The organism is Bacillus coreaensis, assembly GCF_050586445.1.
Lineage (GTDB): Bacteria > Bacillota > Bacilli > Bacillales > Cytobacillaceae > Robertmurraya_A > Robertmurraya_A coreaensis.
Window position 1 is genome coordinate 161,378 of record NZ_JBOCCY010000004.1, and the last position, 24,649, is coordinate 186,026.

Annotated in this window: 24 protein-coding genes; 16 read left to right on the top strand and 8 right to left on the bottom strand. The window is 42.4% G+C overall.

Annotation, left to right across the window (positions count from 1 at the left end; genetic code table 11):
- Positions 1–29 precede the first annotated feature (29 nt).
- Genes ACQ5H4_RS08515 through ACQ5H4_RS08525 form a run of 3 tightly spaced genes read left to right on the top strand, consistent with a single transcriptional unit; the run spans position 30 to position 4,240 of the window.
- Complete coding sequence (locus ACQ5H4_RS08515) at positions 30–1,697, top strand: sodium:solute symporter family protein (protein WP_430774512.1); 1,668 nt, start codon at positions 30–32, stop codon at positions 1,695–1,697.
- A complete protein-coding gene (locus tag ACQ5H4_RS08520) occupies positions 1,678–3,561 on the top strand; it encodes a DUF294 nucleotidyltransferase-like domain-containing protein (protein WP_430774513.1) in 1,884 nt (627 codons plus the stop codon). The genes ACQ5H4_RS08515 and ACQ5H4_RS08520 overlap by 20 nt, the downstream gene beginning before the upstream one ends.
- A 13-nt stretch (positions 3,562–3,574) precedes the next feature.
- Positions 3,575–4,240 (top strand): 3'-5' exonuclease, encoded by a 666-nt coding sequence (locus ACQ5H4_RS08525; protein ID WP_430774514.1) that lies wholly within the window; start codon positions 3,575–3,577, stop codon positions 4,238–4,240.
- 30 nt (positions 4,241–4,270) lie between these two features.
- Here ACQ5H4_RS08525 and ACQ5H4_RS08530 read toward each other — a convergent pair whose 3' ends face one another.
- The gene (locus tag ACQ5H4_RS08530; RefSeq protein WP_430774515.1) at positions 4,271–5,107 is read right to left on the bottom strand and encodes a LysM peptidoglycan-binding domain-containing protein; all 837 of its coding nucleotides are present in this window, start codon (positions 5,105–5,107) and stop codon (positions 4,271–4,273) included.
- 659 nt (positions 5,108–5,766) lie between these two features.
- On the opposite strand from ACQ5H4_RS08530, the gene spoIIID reads away from it, so the two are divergent.
- The 8 genes from spoIIID to ACQ5H4_RS08570 all read left to right on the top strand — a co-directional run bounded on the left by spoIIID (position 5,767) and on the right by ACQ5H4_RS08570 (position 11,507).
- Positions 5,767–6,039: a sporulation transcriptional regulator SpoIIID gene (gene spoIIID / locus ACQ5H4_RS08535; RefSeq protein WP_119710225.1), complete on the top strand. Its 273-nt coding sequence runs from the start codon at positions 5,767–5,769 to the stop codon at positions 6,037–6,039.
- A 333-nt stretch (positions 6,040–6,372) separates the two neighbouring features.
- Entirely contained in the window at positions 6,373–7,374 is a 1,002-nt protein-coding gene (gene mreB / locus ACQ5H4_RS08540) for a rod shape-determining protein (RefSeq protein WP_119710224.1), read from the top strand.
- Between the two features lie 348 nt (positions 7,375–7,722).
- Positions 7,723–8,562, top strand: coding sequence for a flagellar hook-basal body protein (locus tag ACQ5H4_RS08545; protein ID WP_430774516.1), 840 nt, complete (start codon positions 7,723–7,725; stop codon positions 8,560–8,562).
- Between the two features lie 18 nt (positions 8,563–8,580).
- A complete protein-coding gene (locus ACQ5H4_RS08550) occupies positions 8,581–9,408 on the top strand; it encodes a flagellar hook-basal body protein (protein ID WP_430774517.1) in 828 nt (275 codons plus the stop codon).
- A gap of 14 nt (positions 9,409–9,422) precedes the next feature.
- Positions 9,423–9,707, top strand: a complete 285-nt coding sequence (locus ACQ5H4_RS08555; protein WP_430774518.1) for a DNA-directed RNA polymerase subunit beta — start codon at positions 9,423–9,425, stop codon at positions 9,705–9,707.
- A gap of 108 nt (positions 9,708–9,815) precedes the next feature.
- Positions 9,816–10,250, top strand: coding sequence for a 3-hydroxyacyl-ACP dehydratase FabZ (fabZ, locus tag ACQ5H4_RS08560; RefSeq protein ID WP_119710220.1), 435 nt, complete (start codon positions 9,816–9,818; stop codon positions 10,248–10,250).
- Between the two features lie 49 nt (positions 10,251–10,299).
- On the top strand, positions 10,300–10,998 hold the full coding sequence (locus tag ACQ5H4_RS08565; RefSeq protein WP_430774519.1) for a polysaccharide deacetylase family protein: 699 nt from the start codon (positions 10,300–10,302) through the stop codon (positions 10,996–10,998).
- Positions 10,999–11,045: 47 nt separating this feature from the next.
- On the top strand, positions 11,046–11,507 hold the full coding sequence (locus tag ACQ5H4_RS08570; RefSeq protein ID WP_430774520.1) for a hypothetical protein: 462 nt from the start codon (positions 11,046–11,048) through the stop codon (positions 11,505–11,507).
- Positions 11,508–11,543: 36 nt separating this feature from the next.
- Here ACQ5H4_RS08570 and ACQ5H4_RS08575 read toward each other — a convergent pair whose 3' ends face one another.
- Positions 11,544–11,969: a YwpF-like family protein gene (locus ACQ5H4_RS08575; RefSeq protein ID WP_430774521.1), complete on the bottom strand. Its 426-nt coding sequence runs from the start codon at positions 11,967–11,969 to the stop codon at positions 11,544–11,546.
- Positions 11,970–12,119: 150 nt separating this feature from the next.
- Here ACQ5H4_RS08575 and ACQ5H4_RS08580 point away from each other — a divergent pair, with 150 nt between their 5' ends.
- Positions 12,120–12,689 carry a DUF6944 family repetitive protein gene (locus tag ACQ5H4_RS08580; protein ID WP_430774522.1) on the top strand — a complete coding sequence of 190 codons (570 nt, stop codon included), beginning with the start codon at positions 12,120–12,122 and terminating at the stop codon, positions 12,687–12,689.
- 193 nt (positions 12,690–12,882) lie between these two features.
- Positions 12,883–13,269 (top strand): single-stranded DNA-binding protein, encoded by a 387-nt coding sequence (gene ssb / locus ACQ5H4_RS08585; RefSeq protein WP_430774523.1) that lies wholly within the window; start codon positions 12,883–12,885, stop codon positions 13,267–13,269.
- 385 nt (positions 13,270–13,654) lie between these two features.
- Here ssb and ACQ5H4_RS08590 read toward each other — a convergent pair whose 3' ends face one another.
- Entirely contained in the window at positions 13,655–13,981 is a 327-nt protein-coding gene (locus ACQ5H4_RS08590; RefSeq protein WP_430774524.1) for a nucleoside triphosphate pyrophosphohydrolase family protein, read from the bottom strand.
- Positions 13,982–14,485: 504 nt separating this feature from the next.
- Between ACQ5H4_RS08590 and ACQ5H4_RS08595 the strand changes: the two genes are divergently transcribed.
- The 3 genes from ACQ5H4_RS08595 (at position 14,486) to ACQ5H4_RS08605 (ending at position 16,554) form a co-directional block, all read left to right on the top strand.
- On the top strand, positions 14,486–14,884 hold the full coding sequence (locus tag ACQ5H4_RS08595; RefSeq protein WP_430774525.1) for a CidA/LrgA family protein: 399 nt from the start codon (positions 14,486–14,488) through the stop codon (positions 14,882–14,884).
- On the top strand, positions 14,860–15,552 hold the full coding sequence (locus tag ACQ5H4_RS08600) for an LrgB family protein (RefSeq protein WP_430774526.1): 693 nt from the start codon (positions 14,860–14,862) through the stop codon (positions 15,550–15,552). Before ACQ5H4_RS08595 ends, ACQ5H4_RS08600 begins: the two co-directional genes overlap by 25 nt.
- 75 nt (positions 15,553–15,627) lie before the next feature.
- A complete protein-coding gene (locus tag ACQ5H4_RS08605) occupies positions 15,628–16,554 on the top strand; it encodes an LCP family glycopolymer transferase (RefSeq protein ID WP_430774527.1) in 927 nt (308 codons plus the stop codon).
- A gap of 183 nt (positions 16,555–16,737) precedes the next feature.
- Here the strand turns inward: ACQ5H4_RS08605 and ACQ5H4_RS08610 are convergent, their stop codons facing one another.
- The 5 genes from ACQ5H4_RS08610 to ACQ5H4_RS08630 all read right to left on the bottom strand — a co-directional run bounded on the left by ACQ5H4_RS08610 (position 16,738) and on the right by ACQ5H4_RS08630 (position 24,587).
- Positions 16,738–19,563, bottom strand: a complete 2,826-nt coding sequence (locus ACQ5H4_RS08610; protein WP_430774528.1) for a DEAD/DEAH box helicase — start codon at positions 19,561–19,563, stop codon at positions 16,738–16,740.
- Entirely contained in the window at positions 19,556–21,178 is a 1,623-nt protein-coding gene (locus tag ACQ5H4_RS08615) for an SWIM zinc finger family protein (RefSeq protein WP_430774529.1), read from the bottom strand. The genes ACQ5H4_RS08610 and ACQ5H4_RS08615 overlap by 8 nt, the downstream gene beginning before the upstream one ends.
- Before the next feature lie 230 nt (positions 21,179–21,408).
- Complete coding sequence (locus ACQ5H4_RS08620; protein WP_430774530.1) at positions 21,409–22,704, bottom strand: ABC transporter substrate-binding protein; 1,296 nt, start codon at positions 22,702–22,704, stop codon at positions 21,409–21,411.
- Between the two features lie 87 nt (positions 22,705–22,791).
- On the bottom strand, positions 22,792–23,619 hold the full coding sequence (locus ACQ5H4_RS08625) for a carbohydrate ABC transporter permease (protein WP_430774659.1): 828 nt from the start codon (positions 23,617–23,619) through the stop codon (positions 22,792–22,794).
- On the bottom strand, positions 23,619–24,587 hold the full coding sequence (locus ACQ5H4_RS08630; protein ID WP_430774531.1) for a carbohydrate ABC transporter permease: 969 nt from the start codon (positions 24,585–24,587) through the stop codon (positions 23,619–23,621). Before ACQ5H4_RS08630 ends, ACQ5H4_RS08625 begins: the two co-directional genes overlap by 1 nt.
- Positions 24,588–24,649: the final 62 nt, after the last annotated feature.

The following is a 24,649-nucleotide window of genomic DNA, read 5'->3' on the forward strand; positions in this document are numbered from 1 at the left end:
ACGAAATCAATCAATAGGGGGGAATACATTTGGATACACAATTCTTGGTCTCATTAACGATCATTTTAGCGACGTTTGCCCTGTATATCGGGATTGCCATTTATAACAAGGCGAAGGCAACCTCTGATTTCTATGTAGCCGGACGCGGGGTACCACCTATTTTTAACGGGATGGCCATTGGGGCGGATTGGATGAGTGCAGCTTCATTCATTGGTATGGCGGGTACGATCATGCTACTCGGATACGATGGTCTTGCTTATATCATGGGTTGGACGGGCGGTTACTTATTACTGACGTTCTTGCTTGCTCCTCAGCTACGTAAGTACGGTCGCTACACGGTTCCTGAATTTATTGGTGACCGCTTTGACAGTCATACGGCTCGTGTCATTGCGGCTCTCATTACAATTATTATTTCTTTTACGTATTCGATCGGTCAGCTGTCAGGCTCTGGGGTAGTTATCGGCCGACTGTTTGAAATCGATGCGAAGCTTGGAACGATGATCGGGGTTGTGTTAATTGCCTTCTATGCGGCGTTCGGAGGAATGAAAGGGATTACATGGACGCAGGTAGCTCAGTATATTATTTTAATTATTGCCTACTTGATTCCAGTTATTTTTATGAGTTTACAAATTACAGGCAACCCAATGCCATGGCTATCATACGGGGAGCTTGTTGGAAAAATGGGTGAACTCGACCGGGAGCTCGGCATTTCTGAATACTTTGCACCATTTACAAACGGAACGAAGTGGCAGTTCCTTGCTCTTATGTTTACACTTATGGCTGGAACGGCTGGACTTCCACACGTAATCGTTCGTTTCTATACGGTATCAACGATGAAAGCGGCACGTTGGTCAGGAGCTTGGGCATTGCTTTTCATCGGATTATTATACTTATCGGCACCAGCTTATGCGGCGTTTTCACGCTTTATTTTAATGACAAAAGTGGCTGGTAGTAAAATTGCGGAGCTTCCGGCTTGGACAAAAACATGGGTCGACACTGGAAAGCTTCAGGTAGCGGATGCTAATGGTGATGGCATTCTTCAGTGGAGCGAACTAGTAATCTCAAACGATATCGTCGTTATGGCGACACCTGAAATTGCCAACCTAGGTGTATTCGTCATCGGTTTGGTAGCTGCTGGTGCGATGGCTGCGGCTTTATCAACGGCAGGTGGATTGATGATTGCGATCTCCTCTTCCTTTGCACATGATATTTATTACCGTGTGTTGAAGCCGAATGCTACTGAAAAGAAACGTCTTTCTGTTGCACGCTGGTCGATCGTTATCGCGACTTTATTTGCAGGGTTGATCGCACTTAACCCACCGGGAGCCATTACACAGATTGTGGCTTGGGCGTTTGCGCTTGCAACAGGAACATTCTTCCCAGCACTTGTTCTTGGGGTATGGTGGAAGCGTTCGAATGCAAAAGGAGTAATCGCTGGATTATTAGTCGGCTTGGGTGTGACGTTAACGTATATTTTTGCCGCAAAATACGGTGGATTTACGATTTTAGGCATAATTGATACAGGGGCGGGAGTGTTTGGAGCAGCTGCGGCGTTCCTAACGAATATTATCGTTTCTTTATCAACGGAAGCTCCATCTCAGAAAATCCAGGAGGAAGTTATTGACTTACGCTATCCAGAGCAGATGGTGTATAAGAATGGCGAGGTTTGGATGAACGATGGAACCAAACAACTATAATGAAACCATTTTTGAGGCTGTACGGTTTCACCCCTTTTTTCAAGGGGTGGATGTTCGTACGGCCCTTTCCCTTATCGAGCTTTGTGAGCTGCGGATGTATGAAAAGCACGAACCGATGCTGAAAAAAGAAACGCAGCGTGACGGCTTGCTCCTCATCTTATCGGGGATTGCTGAAGTGTATATAAAAAATGAGCACAGGACGCAGGAGGAAGTGCTAGAGATTGTTCAAAAAGGGGAGTTGATTGGTTTTTCTAGCTTGGCTGATTTCTTAGGTGCCTCCAAACTAGGCAAGGAGTCAGCCACTCAAGTGGAGGTACGAGCGGTCGAACCGTGCAAAGCCCTTTATATCCCTTTTACCGTCATTGCCAAGCGGTGGAATGACCCCAATGTGCATGATTATTTATTAGCCCAGGTGAGTGTGCGGCTTAAGGATATTTATGCCTCGTTAGCAGAGCAGGTTCAGCTTGCACGTGATTTTGGGGAAAGAGATGCGTTTATGCTGCGCGTTCAAGATTTGATGACGGAACAAGTAGTGAGTGTTTCCCCGACAACAACGGTTCAAGAGGCAGCCCTTCTGATGTTTAAAGAGCGCACAAGCTCTGTACTAGTAACGGAAAATGGGAGACTTGAAGGAATCATTACAGAACGAGATATGGTTGAGCGGGTAATTGCGGCAGGACGATCTCTGGATTGTGTCGCGCGCGATGTCATGACACCCCATCCGGTTACGATCTCACGTTTCTCCTATTATTATGATGCGTTATCTTTAACTCTTTTAAGAGGAATCAAGCATTTGCCGGTCGTAGAAGGTGAAAAACTCCTCGGCGTGGTTACGTTATCGGACTTATTACGGAAAAAGAATGAAAATGTGATGAAGACGATTCAAAAGATCGAGCAATGCACGGAAGAGACAATTGTTTCTGTGAAAAAGGCGATTTATGACATACTTGAAACGCTTATTAAAGACAAGATTCCTATGTTAAAAACGTTAGAGATTGTGACACAGTTGTACGATCGACTAGTAAAGAGAGCAGTGGAGCTTTCAGTCGATAAGCTAGGGGAAGAGGTTCCCTGTCACTATGCTTTATATCAAATGGGAAGTGCGGGCCGTGGGGAGCAGTTTATGCTCACGGATCAGGATCATTTTCTTGTTTACGAGAAGGAAGAGTACAAGGAGTATTTTACAAGATTAGGCATGGAGATGACAAACATGCTTGAAAAAGCAGGATATGCCCGGTGTATTGGTTTGATGATGTGTAGTGAGACGAGTTGGCGTGGGACCATCTCTGAGTGGCAGGAAAGGGTCAGAGGGTGGATGCTGCAAGCGACGAATGACCATCTCTTATTAGCGCAAAACTTCTTTTCGTATCGCTTTTTAACAGGATCTCATACGTTGCATGAGAGATTCGAAGAGGGAATACGAGAGCTATTACAGCGCTCCAAAATCTTTTTGTATCGATTGTCTCAAGTGGAGAGAGAGCATGTGATTCCGACTCTAGATCAACCGATAAGGTCATTATTCAAGCTGGAGCGAAAGCAGCTTGATATGAAAAAGGAAGTGTTATTTCCTTATCATCATAGCTTGCAAATTCTCACTCTTTTGCATGGGGGAGTGTCTGGGACGTCTATAGACAAGATCGTCTTTTTAAAAGAGAAAGGGGTTCTTTCGGACGTGTTTGCTAACGATTTGAAGCAGGCGGTGGAAGAGGTATTGCGTCTGTATGTCACTCAGCGCTGGCAGCAGCAAGGAAGGACCCATATCGAGTTTGCTAGACTATCAACACGTGAAAAAGAAGAGCTTATTCTCAGTTTAAAATCATTAAAAGAGCTGCAAAGCCAAGTGTTTGCTAATTTTACTGTATAGAAGGAGGGAAGAGATGTTCTTTCTACGAAAATCACTCACTTGCCCGCTTCTATATCAGGAAATACCGTTATCCACTCCACTAGAAGAGCTGAAATTTGTCGTTTTTGACACGGAAACGACAGGGTTCGAAATAGCTACATCAGACAGATTGATAGAAATTGGGGCGGTTCTAGTAGACGGTTTTAAGGTTTGTGAGGCTTCAAGCTTTCAAACCTATGTGAATCCATCTCGACAAATTTCTCGGGAAATAACGGAATTGACGTCTATTTCTAATGAACAAGTGGCTGGTGCACCCTATGCATTTGAGGCCATTTCTGATTTCTTTTCGTATGTGAGAGAGCAGGAAACGGTGAGTTTGGTTGGGCATTATGTAAGCTTTGACACGCTTGTGTTGAAAAATGAATTGAAACGAGAAAGGATCGGGCTAAAGGGGACTTTTACGATTGATACACTTGATCTGATCGGGTTTCTTGCTCCGTCCTATGATATGCGCGACCTCGAGCGATATGCGCGTGCGTTTGGAACAAGAATTTATGAGCGGCATCATGCAGTAGGTGATGCGAAGACAACGGCGTATTTATTTGTGGAGCTTATCCAACAATTTCGCGATCGCGGCTATCGTACATGGGGGGAGCTGGTGAAGGCAACAGAGAGTCAAGCGCGTTCGTTACAGCTGTAAGAGCATGGGGAAAACCCCATGCTCTTACGTTTATTCCGGTTGTATAGATACTAACGCACCATTTTTATAGGAAAGAATGTACTCTTTACCTGATAGCTTCTGATAGGCCTCAGCCGTTCCGTAAGACACTTTTAAGGGAAGTGTTGAAGTGGCTGTTTGGAACTCGACGGTAAACTTGTCAATCGCACCAACTACCTTTGCTCTTGTGGTGATAGGTGCTTCAGTAATCAGTAATTTTTGTCCGATTAAGATCATTTCTGTATTTAGGCCATTTTGTCCTTTTAACACATCAATGGACGTACCAAAGCGCTTTGCTAAGCCATAGATGGTATCTCCAGGTGCAACGGTATAAAACTTCGCAAGCTGCTTTGCTTTTTGTGATATTTCCTTTTCCTTACTTGGAATCAGTAAATTTTGTCCGATTTTGATTGTATCCGATGATAGTTTGTTTGCTTTTTTAAGTTCTGAAATCGTTGTTCCGTATTTGACAGAAATTCGATATAACGTATCTCCGGAAACTACCTTGTGTGATTGAAAGGAAATCTCTTCATAGTCCTCTTCTTCCCCAAGGTGAGTAGGAACCTCAAGCTTTTGTCCGATATAAATCTTGTCGGAAGCCAGCTTATTTTCCTTCATCAGCTCGTTTACGCTTACATTGTATTGTTTGGCAATGCGTGTAAGGGTATCACCCTTTTGAACGGTGTAGAAGCCTGCTTCTGTTTCTGCTTTTGCTGACTTCATACCAGATCCAAATAAGGATGAAGCTGTAATCGCTGCCATCATGGTCACACCAGCAAGTTTACGACGGTTTGCCTTTGAAGCAGCTTTTCTTTCGTTTTGAATCCTTGTTTTTCTTGAATAGTCCATAATATCTCCCCAAAATGTAGTAGTAAAACCAATATTTATGTATAAATTCACCTCATTCTACGTAATATGTCCCTGGGTAGACAATAGGGATAACCTCTCTAAAATTTCTACAGAGTTCTTCAAACCTTTCACCTATTTTTCAACAAACTGTGAAAGTTTTTGGCATAATACGACCTACGCTTTTGGGTGGTATTTCCAGAATTTACGGCAACAGGGTCAAAATGACCGGTAAATGATAGTTGCTTGTCCTTTATATCGAATGGTCCTTTTAACTTGTTTTTGACGATTTTGTAACATTTATTACGAAAAAAATATGTGAGGATAGATCGTTTTTGTCCGATTTTTCAAAAAATTTTCAATAAGCCTTGTCCCTATTGTGTTTTTCGTGCATATATTCTCAACCAAGCTAATAAAATGGTTACAAACCTACAAAGAGAGTGTATGAGGTGAGGAGTCGTTTGCAAATGCGCGAGATTTAGTTCCATACATGTTTATTCCTTGTAACGTTTAGAAAGTGTCACACTTTCTGCCGCACACAATGCTCAGAAGAAATTTCTTTTTGAAAATAATAATGGATGTTGTGCGGGTAACAGTACACCAAAAGCGGAAGCGGGTCTCATTTCACACTTCTCACATCCAATTTAGGGAGGGCGAGTGGTGTGCACGATTACATCAAAGAGAGAACTATCAAGATTGGAAAGTATATCGTGGAGACGAGAAAAACAGTTCGCGTAATCGCGAAGGAGTTTGGCGTGTCCAAAAGTACAGTCCATAAAGATCTAACCGAAAGACTACCCGAGATAAACCCAGAACTGGCAAACGAAGTGAAGGACATATTAGATTACCATAAATCGATCCGCCACCTGCGCGGGGGAGAAGCGACAAAAATGAAGTATAAGAAAGAAGAACTAGAAGGCGAGCCTGTTCAGTGATTTTTAAAACCTTCCATGAATGTATGGAGGGTTTTTATTTTGTTTGTGATGATCCGGCGATTGGTGCAGATAATACGTGTATTGACCTTGTTTTACATAGAAAAGGATAGTGAACTTTCGTATTCAAAAGTTTTTTTGACATTTTGTCTGTCTTTTTGACAAATTATTATTGTAATTTACCAATTTGTGATAAAATACTCTATTAGAGACATTAGGTTCGTAATAGGTAAGTCTCTTTTCCTACACACCGAGTTTTTAATAAGAATTTAACCCATGATATATATGAGAAGAGCACGAATACGATTGTTACCTTTCAAGGAGGAAATGAGAAGGATGTTTGCGAGAGATATTGGAATCGATTTAGGAACAGCTAACGTACTGATCCATGTGAAAGGCCGCGGCATTGTGTTAAATGAACCATCAGTTGTGGCTATAGATAAGAATACGAATCGTGTGCTTGCCGTTGGTGAAGAAGCGAGAAAGATGGTTGGACGTACACCAGGGAATATCGTTGCGATTCGCCCACTTAAGGATGGAGTAATCGCTGACTTCGACGTAACAGAAGCGATGCTTAAGCACTTTATTAATAAGTTAAATGTGAAAGGCTTTCTATCTAAGCCACGCATTTTGATTTGCTGCCCAACCAACATTACAAGTGTGGAGCAAAAGGCAATTAAAGAGGCGGCTGAGAAGAGCGGTGGGAAGAAGGTATACTTAGAAGAGGAGCCAAAGGTAGCAGCGATTGGCGCTGGGATGGATATTTTCATGCCAAGCGGAAATATGGTTGTTGATATCGGGGGCGGAACAACAGACGTTGCTGTTCTTTCTATGGGTGATATCGTTACTTCTTCTTCTATTAAGATGGCTGGAGATAAGTTTGATAACGAAATTCTTCATTATATCAAGCGTCAATATAAATTATTGATCGGTGAGCGTACGGCAGAGAATATCAAAATCAATATCGGGACGGTTTTCCCAGGTTCTCGTTCAGAGGAAATGGAAATTCGCGGGCGTGACATGGTATCAGGACTTCCACGCACGATTACGGTTCGTTCAGAAGAAATCGAAGGAGCACTTCGCGAATCAGTGGCTGTTATTGTACAAGCCGCAAAATCTGTTCTTGAGAGAACACCACCAGAATTATCTGCGGACATCATTGACCGTGGAGTGATTTTAACAGGTGGAGGAGCACTACTACACGGCATCGACATGCTTCTTTCCGAAGAGCTGAAGGTTCCTGTATTAGTAGCAGAAAACCCAATGGACTGCGTAGCGATCGGAACAGGCATCATGCTTGATAACATCGACCGCCTACCACGCAGAAGACTAGGCTAAAACCAAACAAAAGGCACTTCCGTCCGGAAGTGCCTTTCGTTTGACGTCTTAGGGTGTCTGTCACCCTTCGTGGACAAAACAACCCAATTTTCCACCTCAGGCGGACAGTCTGATGAGTGTCCACCCCAGACGGACAAAAGTGACCAATCTGTCTTTCTTTGGTGACAGACACCCTCCGTGGACAAAATGGGGTGATTTGTCTTTTTGTGGTGTCTGTCACCGAGGTTTCGAATTTCCTGAAAAAACATAATGTGCTTTTCGACATTTTTTTTTATAATAGAAAGTAAGTGTGGTTTTGAAATATATTCTGATATTTATATAGATAGTTGAAAATGAAGAGGTGACAAGATGTTTAGAGGGTTTTATACGGCTGCGTCAGGTATGATCTCCCAACAGAGAAGAACAGAGATGTTCTCTAATAATATGGCGAATGCGAATACTCCAGGATTTAAGGCGGACCAGGCATCCATGCGTGCGTTTCCTGAGATGCTATTAAAACGGTATGATTCGCTATCCATTCCAACTGAAAAAGGGTTAAACCTTACGACCGGAACGACGATTGGTGCAATAAATACGGGTGTATATATGCAGGAAGCTGTTCCGAAGTTCATTCAAGGCGATTTACAAGCAACAGAGCAACGTACGGATATTGCACTAGTTGATGTGTATATGCCGGCTAATGCGCAAAATGGCCTAGCAGGATCGGTTTTTTATAGCGTACAAGGTGCAGATGGAACGGTAAAATATACTCGTAATGGTGACTTTACATTAGATGGACAAGGGTTTTTGACGACTTCTAGTGGCAACCTAGTCCTAAATGATCAGGGACAACCGATCCAGCTTTCAAGCGATCAGTTCACAGTAAGTGAAGATGGCCTTATCACCGGTGCAAATGGAGAAACAGCTCGCCTAGGAGTAGGATTTGCAGAAAATCCACAGCGAATGATTAAAGAGGGCGATGGGTTATACCGCACAGAAGATGGAAATCCACTTGTCAATGCCTTTGACACAGATGGCATTCAGTTTAAACTGCAGCAAGGGTATTTAGAACGCTCTAACGTCGATGTGAGCCGTACAATGACAGATATGCTAACGGCATATCGTGCTTTCGAAGCCAACCAAAAGGTGCTTCAAGCGTATGATAAGAGCATGGACAAGGCAGCGAATGAAATTGGAAGAATTGGATAAGGAAGGAGGCACTCATTCATGAATCGTACGATGATTACAGCGACAAATACATTATCCCAGCTTCAAAAGCAAATGGATATTATCTCTAATAATATGGCAAACGTAGATACAAATGGCTATAAAAGAAGAGAAGCTACCTTCACCGATCTATTGGTTCAAGAGTTTAACAACCAAGAGCGTGCGAATAAAGAAGTGAACCGACTGACTCCCAATGGTATCCGCCAAGGAACAGGAGCAAAGCTTGGACAGGCTCAACTCGTTATGACTCAGGGAGCACTTAAACAAACCGATCGCTCACTAGATACGGCTTTTACAAAAGAAGGGCAATTTTTTAAAGTACTTGTTCAAACTAATGGAGTAAATGAAGTTCAGTATACGAGAAATGGTGCGCTTTATTTATCGCCTCTTTCCGATACAGAAGTGATGCTTGTTAATGGCGATGGATTGCCAGTACTTGACGAAAATAATAATCCGATTACAATAAATGGTGAAGCCAAGGATTATAATATCGATGCGAATGGCCAGTTAACGGTAACGAAAACGGCAGGAGCGACAGAAGTGTTTAACCTTGGAGTAGTTCGTGTGAACAAGCCACAATTCTTAGAGCAACGTGGTGGAAACTTACTTGGTCTTCCAGCAAATGTGGCTGAAGATGAAGTATTAACAGAGCTAAATGGAGGGCTACGAGCAGAAATCAGCCTTCAACAGGGAGCGCTCGAACAATCGAATGTGGACCTTTCAAAAGAAATGACTGAGCTAATCAATGTTCAGCGTGCATATCAATTTCAATCTCGCTCCGTGACACTTGCAGATCAGATGATGGGACTTGTGAACGGAATTCGTTAAAAGGGGAATCAACCATGGCTGTAAACAATAGTAACCAGGAAGCTGTTTCCTTACGCGAGCAGCGAAAAAAGGAACGCAGAGAAGAAAAGGAGAAAGCGCTGAAGGAAGGCCGAAAGCGAATTCGCGTTCGTCTGATTCCGATCTGGCTTCGGGTTATCATCGTTGCCATTCTACTTGTTGTAAGTACCGTATCAGGTGTAATGGTCGGATACAGCGTCATGGGTAATGGCAAAGCCAAGGATGTGTTTGACAAATCAACGTGGACGCATATCGTTGAATTGGTGAATAGTGATAAATAAGCAGAAAGCAGTCAAATATTTGACTGCTTTTTTTGTTTGCTTTTCCTACTGGCTTTCCGATACAATAGTATATATAAAACCTAGTATTAGTAGGAGGTACTAAATCTCATGTTGAATATAGAACAAATTAAAGAAATCATTCCGCATCGTTATCCATTCTTGCTAGTGGACCGAATTTTAGAGCTTGAAGAAGGAAAACGTGCAATCGGTATTAAAAATGTGACAGCGAACGAAGAGTTTTTCAACGGACATTTCCCTGAGTTTCCTGTTATGCCTGGTGTTCTCATTGTAGAAGCTCTTGCACAGGTGGGAGCCGTTGCGATGCTCGTTAAAGAAGAAAATAAAGGCCGTCTGGCATTTTTTGCAGGAATTGATAACTGTCGCTTTAAGCGCCAAGTTGTACCTGGTGATCAGCTTCGATTAGAAGTCGAAATGACAAGAGTACGCGGCACTTTTGGCAAAGGCAAAGCGGTTGCTACGGTAGAGGGCGAACTTGTATGTGAAGTGGAAATTATGTTTGGTCTTGGAGACAAAAAGGAATAGATTAAATGAGGCCGAATCATTGGATTTGGTCTATTTTTTTGGAGGATATATGAAAAAGCTTTTGATTGTTTTACTAATACTAATAGCGGTGAGTTATTCTTTATTTCAAGTATCCAAATCTCGAAGCTTTCAATTTTTTGGAGGCATAGTCGAAAAAGTAGAGACGGAAGAAAAAGTCGTCGCATTAACGTTTGATGATGGGCCAGGGGTTCATACCGATGAGATTCTGTCCATTTTAGAAGAAAAAGGGATAAAAGCGACCTTCTATTTAACAGGAGTAGAAATTGAAGAAAATATGGAAGAGGCAAAAAAGGTTGTGCAGGACGGGCACGAAATAGGCAACCATACCTATTCTCACGAGCGGATGGTGTTAAAATCACTAAGCTTTATAAAAAATGAAATCGAATCGACGGATGAGTGGATTCGGGCAGCTGGGTACGAAGGTGAGATTACGTTTCGACCTCCTTTTGGAAAAAAACTATTGTTCCTCCCATATTACTTGAATAAGCATGATCGACCAACAATTATGTGGAATAGGGAGCCAGAGACCGATCCAGACATTGCCGCTGATTCTAAGAAAATAACCGATGATATTGTGACGCATGTTGAGCCTGGTTCGATTATTTTACTGCATGTGATGTATGAAAGTCGGAAAGAGAGCTTGAATTCGGTGGGGCCAACTATTGAAGCTTTGAAAAAGAAAGGATACACTTTTGTGACGGTTTCTGAGCTTTTACAGTATGAATGAAAAACATGGGTTGTAGGAAACTCTAAGGAAAAAAGGAGTTTCTGATCATGAAATTGAGACAGCAATGGACAGTTAATGTGATCATGGTGATTCTCTCTTGGGCCACGGTGTTGTTTTTAGGAAAACAAAATATTAAGAGATTTTTGCCTGCATCGATCTTTGCTGTAACCTTTGAAGCCATTAATGTGTTATATGCAAAAAAGAAAAAATGGTGGGTCTTTTATAATAAACCTAAATCGTATGTAACGGGGGAAATGTCTTTTAATATTGGTCCGTTTATCGTGGCTTCTATGTGGATATTAAAGTGGACCTACGGAAACCTAGGAAAGTTTTTGTTACTGAATGCAGGGATGAACGCCTTTTTTGCCTTTATTGTGATCCGGGTTTTAGCCCGCTTAAAAGTAGCTAGGTTAAAAAAAATCAGTCAACCCCAATTTTTTCTTTACTTCTTTTTCAAATCGTTCTTTTTATATGGATTTCAGTTTATGGTTGATAAGGTAAGGAAGTAAATGAAACGTCAACAAGCAATGCTCGTTGACGTTTTCTTATGAGGTAGAAGTTAATTTGGGTTTGGTCATCATTTTTTCACGGAATTCGCGTAATAGCTCTTCTCCGCTTAATCCTTTGTCAATCAGGTCACTTAACAGTAGCTCTGCGTAATTTTTCGATCTTTTTAAAAAGCCTTCAAATAAAACAGAAAGACGACCATCGATTTTTTTCACAGAAAGAACCCTAGTGGTAAAACTGGCAGGATCGTTTTCCTTTTTGGATATGACAACTTGCGCTGGTGTTTCTTTTTCCGATTGTAGAAGCTTCGTAAAAAAATCATGATAGTTAGCACCTACATACGCTTCAATTAGCCATCTGTTTCTTTCGTCCTCTTTGTTGATAATTAGTCCGTCATGGAGAGTAATATCTAGTGCTTCACTGTCGTCAATGATTTGTAAAGAAATCAATTTGAACGTTTTCATTTTGATACCTCCCGAACAAGCTTTCCTAAATTATAACATATGCAGAGATGAAAGCGAATTCTGCTTCCTTTTGAAAAAATCCATGCGAAATGGTCAAGGAAAAGCTCTATGAATAAGATATTAGCATGAGCTAGTTTAGAGGTGATTTCTTTGTATTTAGAGGGTGAAGAATTAAATGTGGTTGGGGCCAATTTATTGGCGATAGGTGCTTTCATTTCGGCCGTTGGGGAAACGGGGGCTCATCCAGTGGAAGAAATCAATAAGAAGCTCATACGTGATGGCAATGCGGTACAAGCGGTTGGAAATACCTTGCAAGGAGTTGGCCGGTTAAAGCTGATGGATGAGCCGGAGGAAGAGAAGAATGTCCTTGGGATGGTCGGAACCTTTTTGCAGGCAAGTGGAAATACGATTAATAGTTTGGCAACCAATATGGAAATAGAAAGCCCCTCACAAGAGAATACAAGGTTCAATTCATTAGGAAGCACGATTCAATCGATGGGGGCGGCGCTAGAAGCAACTGGTGTTGCCCAAGTCGGAGAAGGAACGGCACCAAACCTAGAGTTGGCTGGATTGAGTCTGATTACGTTAGGTACGATCCTCGATTCAATCGGTGTACTAACTCCGGAGGAAAAGGAGAAACAAAAGCGAATCCTTCTTTTTACAGGAGGGTGGGTGGAATTTGCGGGAACAGTCCTTATTGCCTATGCGTTGAACAAATAGCTTTGTCGAAAAAAACTTTTGAAAAGGTGAAAATCATAATTTGGAGAGGTAGTTAGAGGACAAATTTGCATTTTTATCTAAGGGAATGATGAAAAATTCATGGGAAATAAATAGGAAAATTGAACCATGACTATTTTACATAGGTATCCTTTTCCAATTATGATAAGAGCATCAATTGGAGAGGAGATGAAAGATGATTAATCAAGTGACATTGGTAGGGAGGTTGACGAAAGATCCGGATTTGAGAGTGACCCCAGAAGGAGTATATGTCTGCAATATCATCCTCGCAGTAAACCGACAATATCGAAACCAAAAAGGAGAGGTGGACACAGACTTTGTTCATTGTACCTTATGGCGAAAAACCGCCGAAAACACATCTGCCTTTTGTAAAAAAGGCTCCCTCATTGGCATTACCGGCAGAATCCAGACACGCAGCTATGATCAACAGGGGAAAAGAACGTATGTAACCGAAGTGGTCGCTGAAAACGTTCGATTTATCGGTCCGAGAAGAGAAGACGACCGGGCCGCAAAAATCCCACTTCCAACTCCTCCACCAGAAAGAGAGGTCGTTGCTCCTTGATACAAATGAACGAACATGTAGTGGAACAGCTGATTGAGCTCGTGGGTAAATCCCATGAACATATCTCTCTGTTACAAATGAGAATCGCTCAGTTAGAATGTGCGATACGAGAAACGCACTTAAGATACTAAAATAATCCTCATATTTTCTCCCTTAGATAGAATCAATGACCGCCCCACTCCCCCTCACTATTCGAGCAGCTTTATTGGCTGCTCGATTTTTTGTGTAATGTCGATTGGAATGCAGAATCGAGCCTTAATTCGATAGAAATAACAGCAAAGAGAATGCAGTCCAATCGACCACCTTCTATATGTTTTTTTATGGCAGTTTTCTATAAAAATAGTTGTTATTCTTGACTTTAAATTATTCCAAATGGGTTTTGAAATTAATTCCCTAATTTTTTTTCAGTTTTAGATAAGAATTTATCAAATGCTTCACTAATATCAATATCCATGCGTTCAGCCAAAACGGTCAGCCACCACATACATTCACCAAGTTTGTGTTCAAGTTCAGGTATAGTGTCTCCATTTGTTGTCCAACGACCTTGTTGAGACATTGTTAGACGACCAATCAAACCTGCATCCGTAAGAAAAGCTAATGCATCCTCTTCTACAGTCCATTCTTTCTCATGATGCTGTCTTTCTAAATGATGATATAGTTTTCTTATTTGTTTAGAACGCTCAACAGCTTTACTAAAGTCCAAATTTTCCAATTATATTCCTCTTTTCGCTTTTATTAAAAACCTCTCGTAATTCAAGCTTTTCAAATATTTAAAATCCTAGCTTGGTTCATGCTACTTACATGATCGAAAAATCCTTATTTTTGATTATTGCTACACCGATTACGATAGCTCAATAAGGACTGCGCATCGAATTTCGATAGTCGTAAGCTATCGCACGTTTCTGTCATTGCAAATACAAATGATGTTAATAAAAACTCTTTTTATGGTGTTTTAAGCATTCTGTCGAGTCGAATGTACGTTCTCATTATATCAAGGTTTCGGAAAGAGTTCAAATATCAACACTGTTCTTTAACAGAGACATTTACCAAAATTTTCAAGTGGGTGAATTATTTTTTGAAAGGTCACTAACATCACGATAAACGTGTCTCCGCATATCTGAGCACTTTCATAAACGGCATTATAGCAACAAAAACAGCGTTTTTTATAGTAAAATGAAGATAGTCTTTATTAAAAAGGTGGCGAATCAACTCGACTATGTACGTTACGAAGGTAATTTTTCAGATTGGTATATTGATTGGTTTATTTTATATAGGCAGTTTCTTCCAAGGCTTTCTCCATATTCCTCTTCCTGGTAGTATTATTGGATTGTTATTATTGTTGCTTTTATTATTTTTTAAAATTATTCTTGTCGTTTGGATTCAGGACGGTGCGAGTGTTCTTATCACTTTTCTTCCACTGTTACTAGTACCAGCAACGGTCAGTGTGATGAATGAACCATCCCTTTTATCAGGAAAAGGGTTAATCTTATTCGGGATTATCATGGTAAGTACGATCGTGACGATGATATCGGTTGGGCGGTGTTGTCAGTTCTTGGAAAGAATGGCCCAAAAAAGGAAGGAGAAAATTCAGTGCAACAATTCCTTGTCTCAATAATAATTGTGGTATTAACGGTTGGCATGTATCTTTTGATGAACCGGTTGTACTTGAAGTATTCCTTCGCGTTTCTTCTTCCCTTACTGACAACCACCATTGCGATTATAGTGATATTAAGTGTGTTTCAACTATCCTATGAAACGTATATGATTGGTGGAGAATGGATCAACCACTTGCTTGGACCCGCAGTTGTTGCTCTTGCCCTTCCGTTGTATAAGCAGAGAAAAACGTTAATGGGTCAGCTGGTTCCGATTGTGGGAGGGGTGGTTATGGGGTTAGTAGTAGGTATGGTTAGCGGAGTGTTGCTGGCGGAGGTTTTAGGAGTTTCACAAAATCTCATTCTTTCTATTATTCCTAAATCGATTACCACTCCCGTTGCCATCCAGGTGACAAAAGCGATCGGAGGATTTTCGTCTATGACGATCGTATTCGTGTTGCTGGCAGGCCTGACAGGAGCGGTGTTGGGACCTACTATCTTTAACTGGTTCCGAATTACAAGCCAATTAGGGAGGGGAATGGCCTTTGGAAGTGCCTCTCATGCGATTGGAACCTCGAAGGCGAAGGAATTTGATGAATTAACGGTTTCGATTAGCTCGGTTGCTATGACGTTAAGTGCGATTTTAGGTTCGAGTTTTGCGACGTTGATTGTTTGGTTGTTTTATATATAAAAGAATTGTCGAACACTTTTTCTAGAATTGGAATAATTTTCTGTTATTCTGTTCTCATAAAGGGAGGTTGTCTTTATGAGGGCAGAAAGGCGTAAGAAAAAGCGGAGATGGGTCAGGGTAACAGGAATCATCCTGCTGCTGCTTTTTCTTGGTGCAGGTGCATATGCATATTCGGTGTATCACTCGCTGAGTAAAGCGATGGAGACGATGCATGATCCAACGAGTAGGAAGGTTTCCGACAAGAGGGCACAGGAGGTTTCGCTCGAGGCGCAGGAGCCGTTCTCTGTGTTGATGCTTGGTGTGGATGAGAGAGAAGGAGACAAAGGCCGATCAGATACGATGATTGTATTGACGGTGAATCCGGAATTAGAGACAGTGAAGATGTTGAGTATCCCTCGTGATACGAGGGTGGAGATCGTTGGTCGTGGTACCGAGGATAAGATTAATCATGCGTACGCCTTCGGAAATGAAGAAATGGCGATGGCAACCGTTGAGAACTTTCTCGACATCCCGATCGACTATTATATAAAGGTGAATATGGAAGGTTTTCAAGATATTGTGGATGCAGTAGGCGGAATTACAGTAAACAACTCGTTTGAGTTTTCTAACGGGGGCGTTACTTTTAAAGAAGGTGAAATCGGCTTAACGGGTAAGGAAGCTCTTTCGTATGTGCAAATGAGGTACGATGACCCACAAGGTGATTTCGGAAGACAGCAGCGCCAGCGCCAAATTATTCGAGGAGTTATCCGTGAAGGGGCAAGCTTTAGCTCACTAACCAATTTCGGTGATATTTTCTCCGCACTCGGAGAAAATGTACGAACGAACCTAACTTGGGATCAAATGGTCGATATCCAGAAGAATTATCGGAAATCGGGGAGGATGATTGACCAACTCACGATTCAAGGTGAAGGCGGGTACATAGGGAGAGTGTGGTACCTTTTTGTCTCCGACGAGGAAAAAGAACGAGTGCAACAAGAACTAAAAGGACACTTAGCAGTATAAAGGAAAAGACCCAGCCATCGTGGCTGGGTCTTTCTACGTCCCGCTTGCGGTGACAGACACCCTTCGTGGACACTTTTGTCGGTTTTGTCCACCTGAGACGGACAGTAGACAGAGTGTAAAGTGTCCACCCCGGGCGGACAAAATGGCCCGATCTGTCTTTTTGTGGTGACAGACACCTTATTGCTAGGAGAGTAGGATTAAGTCGCGGAGCTCGTCGGTGGAGAGCTCGGTGATCCAGTTGTCGCTTTGGATGATGGCATCGTTTAGCGTTTGTTTTTTCTCTAGCATGGCGTCGATTTTTTCTTCGAGTGTGCCTGTGCTGATGAATTTGTGAACGTGGACGAATCGTTTTTGACCGATTCGGTAGGCACGGTCGGTTGCTTGGTTTTCGACGGCTGGGTTCCACCAGCGATCGTAATGGATGACGTGATTTGCCGCTGTTAGATTTAACCCGGTTCCACCGGCTTTTAAACTTAGCAGGAACACAGGGAACTCGCGGTTTTGGAATCGTGTGATCATTTCATCACGTTTGGCTTTTGGCACACTTCCGTTTAAGAAAGGAACTTCAATGCCGTACTTCTTATTTAACACACGTCGGATGATTTCACCCATTTCGATGTATTGGGTGAAAATCAAGCCGCTTTCTTCGCGCTCGAGTACCGCTTCAATGAGCTCGGTTAATTTTTCAAGCTTAACTGAACGTTCAAGAAGCTGTAACGGATTTTCTTCCTTCAAGTAAAGGGCAGGGTGGTTGCATAGCTGCTTTAAGCGGCTCAACAATTGTAAAATAAGTCCCTTTCGTTCGAGGCCAGTAAGCGTTTCGATCTGAGCAAATGTATCTTGGACGAGTTGCTCGTATAATGATGCCTGCTCGGCAGTGAGCGGACAGTATTCCTTTTGTTCCTGCTTATCCGGTAGATTGAGCGCCACTTCTTCATCTTTTTTCGTCCGTCTGAGTAAGAATGGTCGAATCAATGCTTGAAGCTCACTGATTTTTTCCTTCTCATTGTCTTTTTCAATCGGCAAGACGAACTTTTTCTGGAAATTCCCTAAGCTTCCTAAGTACCCGTGATTGGTAAAATCAAAAATGCTCCAAAGCTCGGTTAACCGATTTTCCATCGGTGTTCCCGTTAGTGCGATGTGGTGCTTACCGTTCAGCTTTCGGACCGCACGAGATTGCTTTGTTCCAGCATTTTTAATATTTTGCGCTTCGTCGATCGCGACCGAGCTCCATGTAATGGGCTCGAACTCGGCTGTGTCGATATGAGTGAGTCCATAGGAGGTGAGGACGACGTCGGACTCTAACGCTTTTTCCTTGAACTTCTCCTCTTTCAAACGATTCGAACCGTAATGGAGATATACTTTCACATTAGGTGCAAAACGTTCGATCTCCTTTTGCCAGTTGCCAAGTACAGAAGTTGGACAAACAATCAAAGCGGGTGCTGGATTTTTGTCCTCTTTTTTCACTTGTAAAAGGTAACTGATCAACTGAATCGTTTTTCCAAGTCCCATATCATCAGCTAAAATCGCACCAAACCCATACTTACGCAAGAACAATAGCCAGCTCATGCCTTGTTTTTGATATGGTCTCAGCTCACCAAGGAAGCTTTCTGGGACCTCAACCTCGGGAATCGAACGAACGTCCTGAAGTTGCTTGATCATTTGCTTCCATTGACGGTTCAGCTCAATTTGTATTTTGGCAAACGCACGTGGATCATCCAGCGATTGAGAAGGATCTTCATCATCTCCACCTAAAAGCTCCTGCTGGATGAGGTCTCTTACGTGTAAGCCTTCTTTTTCCGCCTTTTTCATTAAGTCTTGAATGGTACGGATAAATCCTGGGTCGAGCTTGATCCAACGACCGCGAATAAACACGAGGCGTCTTTTTTCCTCAACCAGCTGATGGAACTCATCTTCACTCAGCTCCACTCCGTTCATCGAGAAGCGCCAGTTGTAATCAAGCATCGCCTGGAGTCCCACAAAGGACTGACCGCGTGAGCCCGTTCCCTTGAGCTTGGCTTTGACCTTCAAGTTCGCGTTCTTCATCGCTTGCCACCAAGAAGGGAGGAGAATTTCGACTCCTAATGCCAGCAACGTTTCACTCGCATCAGACAAGAACATCCAAGCATCGTTTTCCGTTAACTGACTGGTGACTCCACGTCTTCCTTCCAGCCATGGAAAAAGCTCCACCCAGCGCTGTTGCTCACGTTCAATATACGAATCATACGCCTGCCAGCTTTTAGGCATATTGCTGTCATCTTTGGCATCGACAATCAGATCGGGTTGATTTTTTCCGCGTAAAAAGACTTGAAGCTCCCATGTTCCATCAAGGTCCGCTGGCTCTTCTAAGCGCAAACCTAATGAAAACGGTACTTGAGACTCTTTCAGTCCAATCCATTCGCTCCATGTTTCTTCATCAAAATAGGTAGCCAATGCGCGTGGAGAAAGGGCTTGGTTTTTCAAAGCATCAAGCTTTACTCCGACTTTTTCGTGCCATTCCTGGTTTCTGTCGAAAAAGGCGCTAAGGGAGGAATCGAACCATTTTTCTATAAAAAGTTGAACGGTTTCATCCTCAGAAATTTGTTGCTCGAAAAAAGACGGATCAAATTCCTGCTTGACCCGCTCAGGAAGCGCCCAGCGGAATTCGTCTTGTTCCCATGCTGAAAAGTCAGGAAGCCAATCTTTTTCCGAAATCGCTTCGTGCAGCGAATGGGCAGAGGCCAGACAGATTTGCGCCGTTTCATCCCAATCCCACTCGATAAGCTGATTGAATTGCTCTTGTGCTAAAAGGGACACAAGCTGCCAAGCGTCGATGGACACGCCGGGATGTTGGTCAATCGTTTCTTCATCGACAAAGGTACCGTAATACGATTCCTTGTGACGGTTAAAAAGAAGCGATTTCCACTGTGACGGTTGGACGTCGTCGTTATGGTCATTGGTTGCCCAAATAAAGTATCGGTTGTTTTCTATATGACGAATGTGTATGTGTACGAGTCTCGTTTTAAGCATGAATCAGCTTACCCCTTTGACATTCCTCGTGAAACGCTCGAAGCCGTTTCGTGCGCTCAAGTAATAGGTCGAAAAATTGCTCAAATTCGTCTTGGCGCTTGAGTTTTTTGTATAGTGTTCGAAGCTTTTTTAGCTCACGAACGGCTTGGCGATAGTTGCCACGATTTTTCAAATCAATATTTTTCTGAATCGATTGATGGTAGAGCGGCAATAGGACGGCTGGGTCCTCTTTTTGAAGCTCTTTGATTTTGTCGGTCGAGATGGAGGTCATGTCATAGCCGATATAGGCTTGCAGGTCGCTCCATTTTTCGTATTGCTTTTCCATATATAAGTATTGCTCGTATTCACGGTAGCTATAGGGAAGAAGCTGCATGAGAATTTTTTCATACAGATCAATCCGATTAGTTTCAGCACAATAGGATTGCAGCACTCTTGTTGCATACCTTGTGAAGTCAAAGCACGCGTAGCTGTTCGGCAAGCTGAGTAAATAAGGGCGTAAATAGCCTATAAATGCCTCGACGAATGGCCCCATGCGTTTCCAGTCACGCTGTGATTTAAAGTCCTCTAACCAGATGAGAAGAAAAGGACTAATGTCTGCTTCGTGTTGAGTGATGATGGATAGAGCTTTTTCGTCTCGTTTTAACAACAGATTTAGATGAATGTAGCCAATGGATAGGGCGTAGGAGCCATTGATTTTCCCAAGGTTCGCTAGTTTTTCTAGCTCTTCTTCACGCCAATGCTTCTTTTTAAAAAGAGAACTCCAAAGCAGCTGATAAAGCTGGATTCGTTCAAACTCTAAAGCAACCTCGTCAATGAGAAGGTCGGTTACATCATCTTTGAGTCGGGCGATGAACTCATCAAAGGCGAAAGGAAGGGCGTGTACGCTTAGGCGGTTGATGAGCACTTCGATTTCGTCAATGAGTGAGAAAAATAGCTGCTGGTAGTTGCGTTCAATGTCATACGAGCTATGACCGGATTCCTGACTTAAGTTGAGTAACTGGCGGAACGAAAAGATATTTCCGACCAATTGATACAGATTCTTCCACTCTAATTCAACCGGTGCGGTGGCACGCAGTCGTCTCGTATAGGCCTGGTACAGTTCTGGGATGAGGTAGGGCTTTGGTGTTCCTTGGCCATTCATGATGGATTGGAAGCTGTTTTGAAAGGTTTGAACCCAATGATCGTAATCGGGTTTGATGGTACCTGATCCTTTCATTAAATCCTTGGCCTTCATGAGTCCGAGCTGATGCGCCGTTTTTTTCTCATGAAGAGGGGTGCGCCATTCCTCGACCCAGTCAGCCACACTGCCGACTTGGGAAAATGCGTAAAGGAATGTAGCGACGATATGACGGCAAATTCCATCAGCTGGGCAGGAACAGGAGCTTGTTTGGAAGAAGTTCAACTCCACCTGAACAAAAACCGGTGTAACATCCTGAACCGTTGATGTAACCGAGCCATCCTCGTAACGGACCTTTGTAACGAGTCCTTGCCTATATATAAGAAGTCCTTTTTGCATCAGCTTCGCATCCGGTTCATAACCCGGACTTAGGAGCTTCGAAACATCTGCGGCAGCCGTTTCAATTAATTCTTTGTAAACCTCAGGGATATGTGACATCCGTCCGACCCTCCCGTTATCAAAAATAGTCTATCCTCCATTATACCACCGAATGCGGTGACAGACACCCCTCGCGGACAGAATGTGGGAAAGTGTCTTTTTGCGGTGTCTGACACCCTTCGTGGACAGAAATACTGTTTTTGTCCGTGTGGCGTGGACAGTGGGGGCGAACAACCAAAAAAACTGACCCAAATTAGTTGGGTCAGTCAGTGATTCTTATGTTCGAGCACTTATTTCTTAAGCTTCTGCCAAGTTGCGTCGAAGGCTTTCATGGTGTCTTCTTTAGATGCTTGGCCGCCAACGTATGCTTGAAGCGCTGCACCGAATTCTTGACCAGCACCGTCTGGGTACTTCATGAACTGCCAAGAGTATGTTTTGCCTTCTTGAGAGTACTTCAGAAGGTCAGCGCCTAGAGGTCCGATGTCGTCAGCAGATGCTTCAACAGACTTGAATGCAGGGATGTACTTGAATTCTTTTGTTAATGCCGTTTTACCAGCTTCAGAGGTAACCATCCAGTTTAAGAAGTCTTTTGCTACTTCTTTTTCTTCATCCGTTGAACCGTTGTGAACAACCCAGTTACTTGGAACGTCAACCATTAGCTTATCTGTTTGAGCTTCGTCATCTGTAAGTGGCATTGGAATAAATCCAACTTCAATTTCAGGGTTGATCTTGTCTAACATTGGTTGAATCCAGTTTCCTTGTTGCGTCATTGCAGCTTCGCCAGTAGCGAATAGCGTTACTTGTGTGTTGTAGTCAGTTGTTAATGGATTTTTGTTACCGTACTTGATCGTTAAGTCGATTAAATCAAAGTACTTGCTTACGAATTCGTTGCCTTCAATTTTACCAGAACCGTCGTTTAAGCCAGTGAAGAACGCGTCAGTGTCTTCTTGGTAAGCAAATGGAACGTTTAAGCCGTGGTTTGCTAATACCCACCACTCGCCATAACCGATCGAGAATGGAGTGATGCCAGCATCTTGAAGCTTCTTAGCTGCTGCTTCTAATTCAGAGAATGTCGTAGGAAGCTCCGTGATACCTGCTTTTTCAAATAGTTCTTTGTTATAAGCAAAGCCGTAACCTTCCATGTTTAAAGGCATACCGTAAATTTTCCCGTCAGATGTCATTCCATCTAAAGTACCATCGAATGCGTCAGCTACCCATGGTTGATCAGATAAATCTTCTAACTTATCCTGCCAAACCAATAATTGTGCATCTCCATCATTTGTGAAAATATCAGGTGCTTTATTAGAAGCAAATTTTGCTTTTAGTGCAGCCGCACCGTCCGCACCGCCACCAACTGTTTCAATATTAAAAGTCACATCTGGATGTTCTTTTGTATACTCATCTGTTAACGCTTTCAATTGATCAGCAATTTCAACCTTCCCTTGGAAAATATCAATTACCACTTTATCGTCCTTGCTTGCACCTTCTTTGTCGCCAGAAGTGCTATCGCTTGAACAAGCTCCTAAAAGAAGTGAGGCAGACAATACACCTGCTAAAACCGAATACTTTTTCAACTTTAAAGCCATTTTTGTTTTCCCCCTTGGAAAAAGATCTTTAAAATTTTTATATTTGATTCCACAGCCTGAGCCAGTCAGACCGTGGAGGTAAAACCCTTACTTAATTGAACCGCTAGTAATTCCCTTAATGATGTGTTTTTGCATCGAGAAGAAGAAAATCAATAACGGAATGATACCAAGTACCAATGCAGCTAGTGCTAAATCCCACTGCTTCGTATATTGACCGAAGAAGAAGAAAGTCGCAAGTGGAATCGTTCTTAGCTCCGGATCCTGAAGAACAAGAGACGGCAATAAGAAGTCATTCCAAATCCATAAGCTGTTTAAAATCACAATCGTCACCGTAATCGGCTTCAATAGAGGAAAAACAATTCTCCAGAAAACCCCGAATCGTGAACAGCCATCAATGATAGCTGCTTCTTCCAGTTCAACCGGAATTCCTTTAATAAACCCGTGGTACAAGAAGATCGTCATTCCAGACCCGAAGCCTAAATACATAATCACCAGGCCCCACATGCTGTTCAGTAATCCAAAATTTCCAGCTGTTTTAATCAGCGGAATCATAATCGATTGGAACGGAATAATCATCGCAGCAACGAAGGTCATAAAGATGATATTACTAATCTTCTTTTTCGTACGAACGAGCATATACGCCGCCATCGAGCAAAAGAGCACCAAAACTACATTACTAGCAATTGTGATAATCAACGAATTTTTAAAAACGTTAAAGAAATCAAGCATTTCAAAAGCTCGTACATAGTTTTCAAACTGAAACACTTTCGGTAGTGCCGATGTATTCGTTAAAATTTCGGCAAAAGGCTTCAAGGAATTTGACACCACATAATAGAAAGGGACTAGGAACAAAAGTCCGAGCACAATCGCAAAGATCTCAACACTGAAGGTTCTCCATGAATACTTGTGACCCATCACGATTCAACCTCCCTTTTCTTAGAAATCGTCACTTGTAGTACGGTAATCGCGGCTACGACAAGGAAGAAAATCAATGCCTTTGCTTCACCAATTCCGTAACGGTTATTAACGAAAGCCTCTGTGTAAATATTAAGCGCTAACATCTCGGTTGATTTAAATGGTCCACCATTCGTTAGCGATAGGTTCGCATCAAAGATTTTAAAAGAGGATGCCGTTGTTAAAAATAAACAGATCGTTACAGCTGGTGCAACTAATGGCATCGTGATGTGACGGAGAATTTGAAATCTGTTAGCTCCGTCAATTCTTGCTGCTTCAATTAATTCTTGTGGAACATTTTGTAGTGCGGCGATGTAGATGATCATGATGTAACCTGCACCTTGCCACACGCTGACAATCACAATTCCCCAAAAGGCTGTGCTTGCATCTCCTAACCAAGCTAGTTCAAAAAGTGGAATTCCTGTGATCTCGCCGATAGAAGCGAAACCTTTTACAAAAATGAACTGCCAAATGAATCCTAGTAAAAGACCACCAAGTAGATTTGGCATGAAGAAGACTGTTCGTAAAATATTTCTCGTTTTCAGCATTTGTGTCACGATAATCGCTAATCCAAACCCGATCACGTTTGTTAGCAAGATTGCTACAACCGTATATTTCGTCGTTAGAAGGAAGGAAGCGTGAAACTGTTTATCTTCAAAAATCAAATACTTAAAGTTATCAAGTCCAACCCACTGGACCGACCCTGTAATCCCGTTCCAATCCGTAAATGCATAATAAACACCCGAAAAGAAAGGAATTAAGACAATTAAGGTAAATGCTAAGAACACAGGTCCAACGAATAAGGTGAACAATCCTGCATCTTTCAGCTTCTTTTTACTAAACAAAGGAGTGGACACAGCTTTTTGCGTGCGTTTCTCACTAACAACAACTGCCCCGTCAACTTCTTTTACATTACTTTGACTATTCATCCCCTGCACCTCCATAGTCCTATTTTCAACTATTTTAAAAAACTATGAAACGGCTTACATTG

Excerpts from the sequence above, each read along its gene's own strand:
- ACQ5H4_RS08615 (WP_430774529.1), bottom strand. The coding sequence starts at position 21,178 with ATGTCACATATCCCTGAGGTTTACAAAGAATTAATTGAAACGGCTGCC.
- ACQ5H4_RS08570 (WP_430774520.1), top strand. The coding sequence starts at position 11,046 with ATGAAATTGAGACAGCAATGGACAGTTAATGTGATCATGGTGATTCTC.
- ACQ5H4_RS08555 (WP_430774518.1), top strand. The coding sequence starts at position 9,423 with ATGGCTGTAAACAATAGTAACCAGGAAGCTGTTTCCTTACGCGAGCAG.
- ACQ5H4_RS08610 (WP_430774528.1), bottom strand. The coding sequence starts at position 19,563 with ATGCTTAAAACGAGACTCGTACACATACACATTCGTCATATAGAAAAC.
- fabZ (WP_119710220.1), top strand. The coding sequence starts at position 9,816 with ATGTTGAATATAGAACAAATTAAAGAAATCATTCCGCATCGTTATCCA.
- ACQ5H4_RS08630 (WP_430774531.1), bottom strand. The coding sequence starts at position 24,587 with ATGAATAGTCAAAGTAATGTAAAAGAAGTTGACGGGGCAGTTGTTGTT.
- ACQ5H4_RS08595 (WP_430774525.1), top strand. The coding sequence starts at position 14,486 with ATGTACGTTACGAAGGTAATTTTTCAGATTGGTATATTGATTGGTTTA.
- ACQ5H4_RS08545 (WP_430774516.1), top strand. The coding sequence starts at position 7,723 with ATGTTTAGAGGGTTTTATACGGCTGCGTCAGGTATGATCTCCCAACAG.
- ACQ5H4_RS08530 (WP_430774515.1), bottom strand. The coding sequence starts at position 5,107 with ATGGACTATTCAAGAAAAACAAGGATTCAAAACGAAAGAAAAGCTGCT.
- ACQ5H4_RS08550 (WP_430774517.1), top strand. The coding sequence starts at position 8,581 with ATGAATCGTACGATGATTACAGCGACAAATACATTATCCCAGCTTCAA.
- ACQ5H4_RS08520 (WP_430774513.1), top strand. The coding sequence starts at position 1,678 with ATGGAACCAAACAACTATAATGAAACCATTTTTGAGGCTGTACGGTTT.
- ACQ5H4_RS08575 (WP_430774521.1), bottom strand. The coding sequence starts at position 11,969 with ATGAAAACGTTCAAATTGATTTCTTTACAAATCATTGACGACAGTGAA.
- ssb (WP_430774523.1), top strand. The coding sequence starts at position 12,883 with ATGATTAATCAAGTGACATTGGTAGGGAGGTTGACGAAAGATCCGGAT.
- ACQ5H4_RS08620 (WP_430774530.1), bottom strand. The coding sequence starts at position 22,704 with ATGGCTTTAAAGTTGAAAAAGTATTCGGTTTTAGCAGGTGTATTGTCT.
- ACQ5H4_RS08525 (WP_430774514.1), top strand. The coding sequence starts at position 3,575 with ATGTTCTTTCTACGAAAATCACTCACTTGCCCGCTTCTATATCAGGAA.
- ACQ5H4_RS08605 (WP_430774527.1), top strand. The coding sequence starts at position 15,628 with ATGAGGGCAGAAAGGCGTAAGAAAAAGCGGAGATGGGTCAGGGTAACA.
- ACQ5H4_RS08625 (WP_430774659.1), bottom strand. The coding sequence starts at position 23,619 with ATGGGTCACAAGTATTCATGGAGAACCTTCAGTGTTGAGATCTTTGCG.
- mreB (WP_119710224.1), top strand. The coding sequence starts at position 6,373 with ATGTTTGCGAGAGATATTGGAATCGATTTAGGAACAGCTAACGTACTG.
- ACQ5H4_RS08565 (WP_430774519.1), top strand. The coding sequence starts at position 10,300 with ATGAAAAAGCTTTTGATTGTTTTACTAATACTAATAGCGGTGAGTTAT.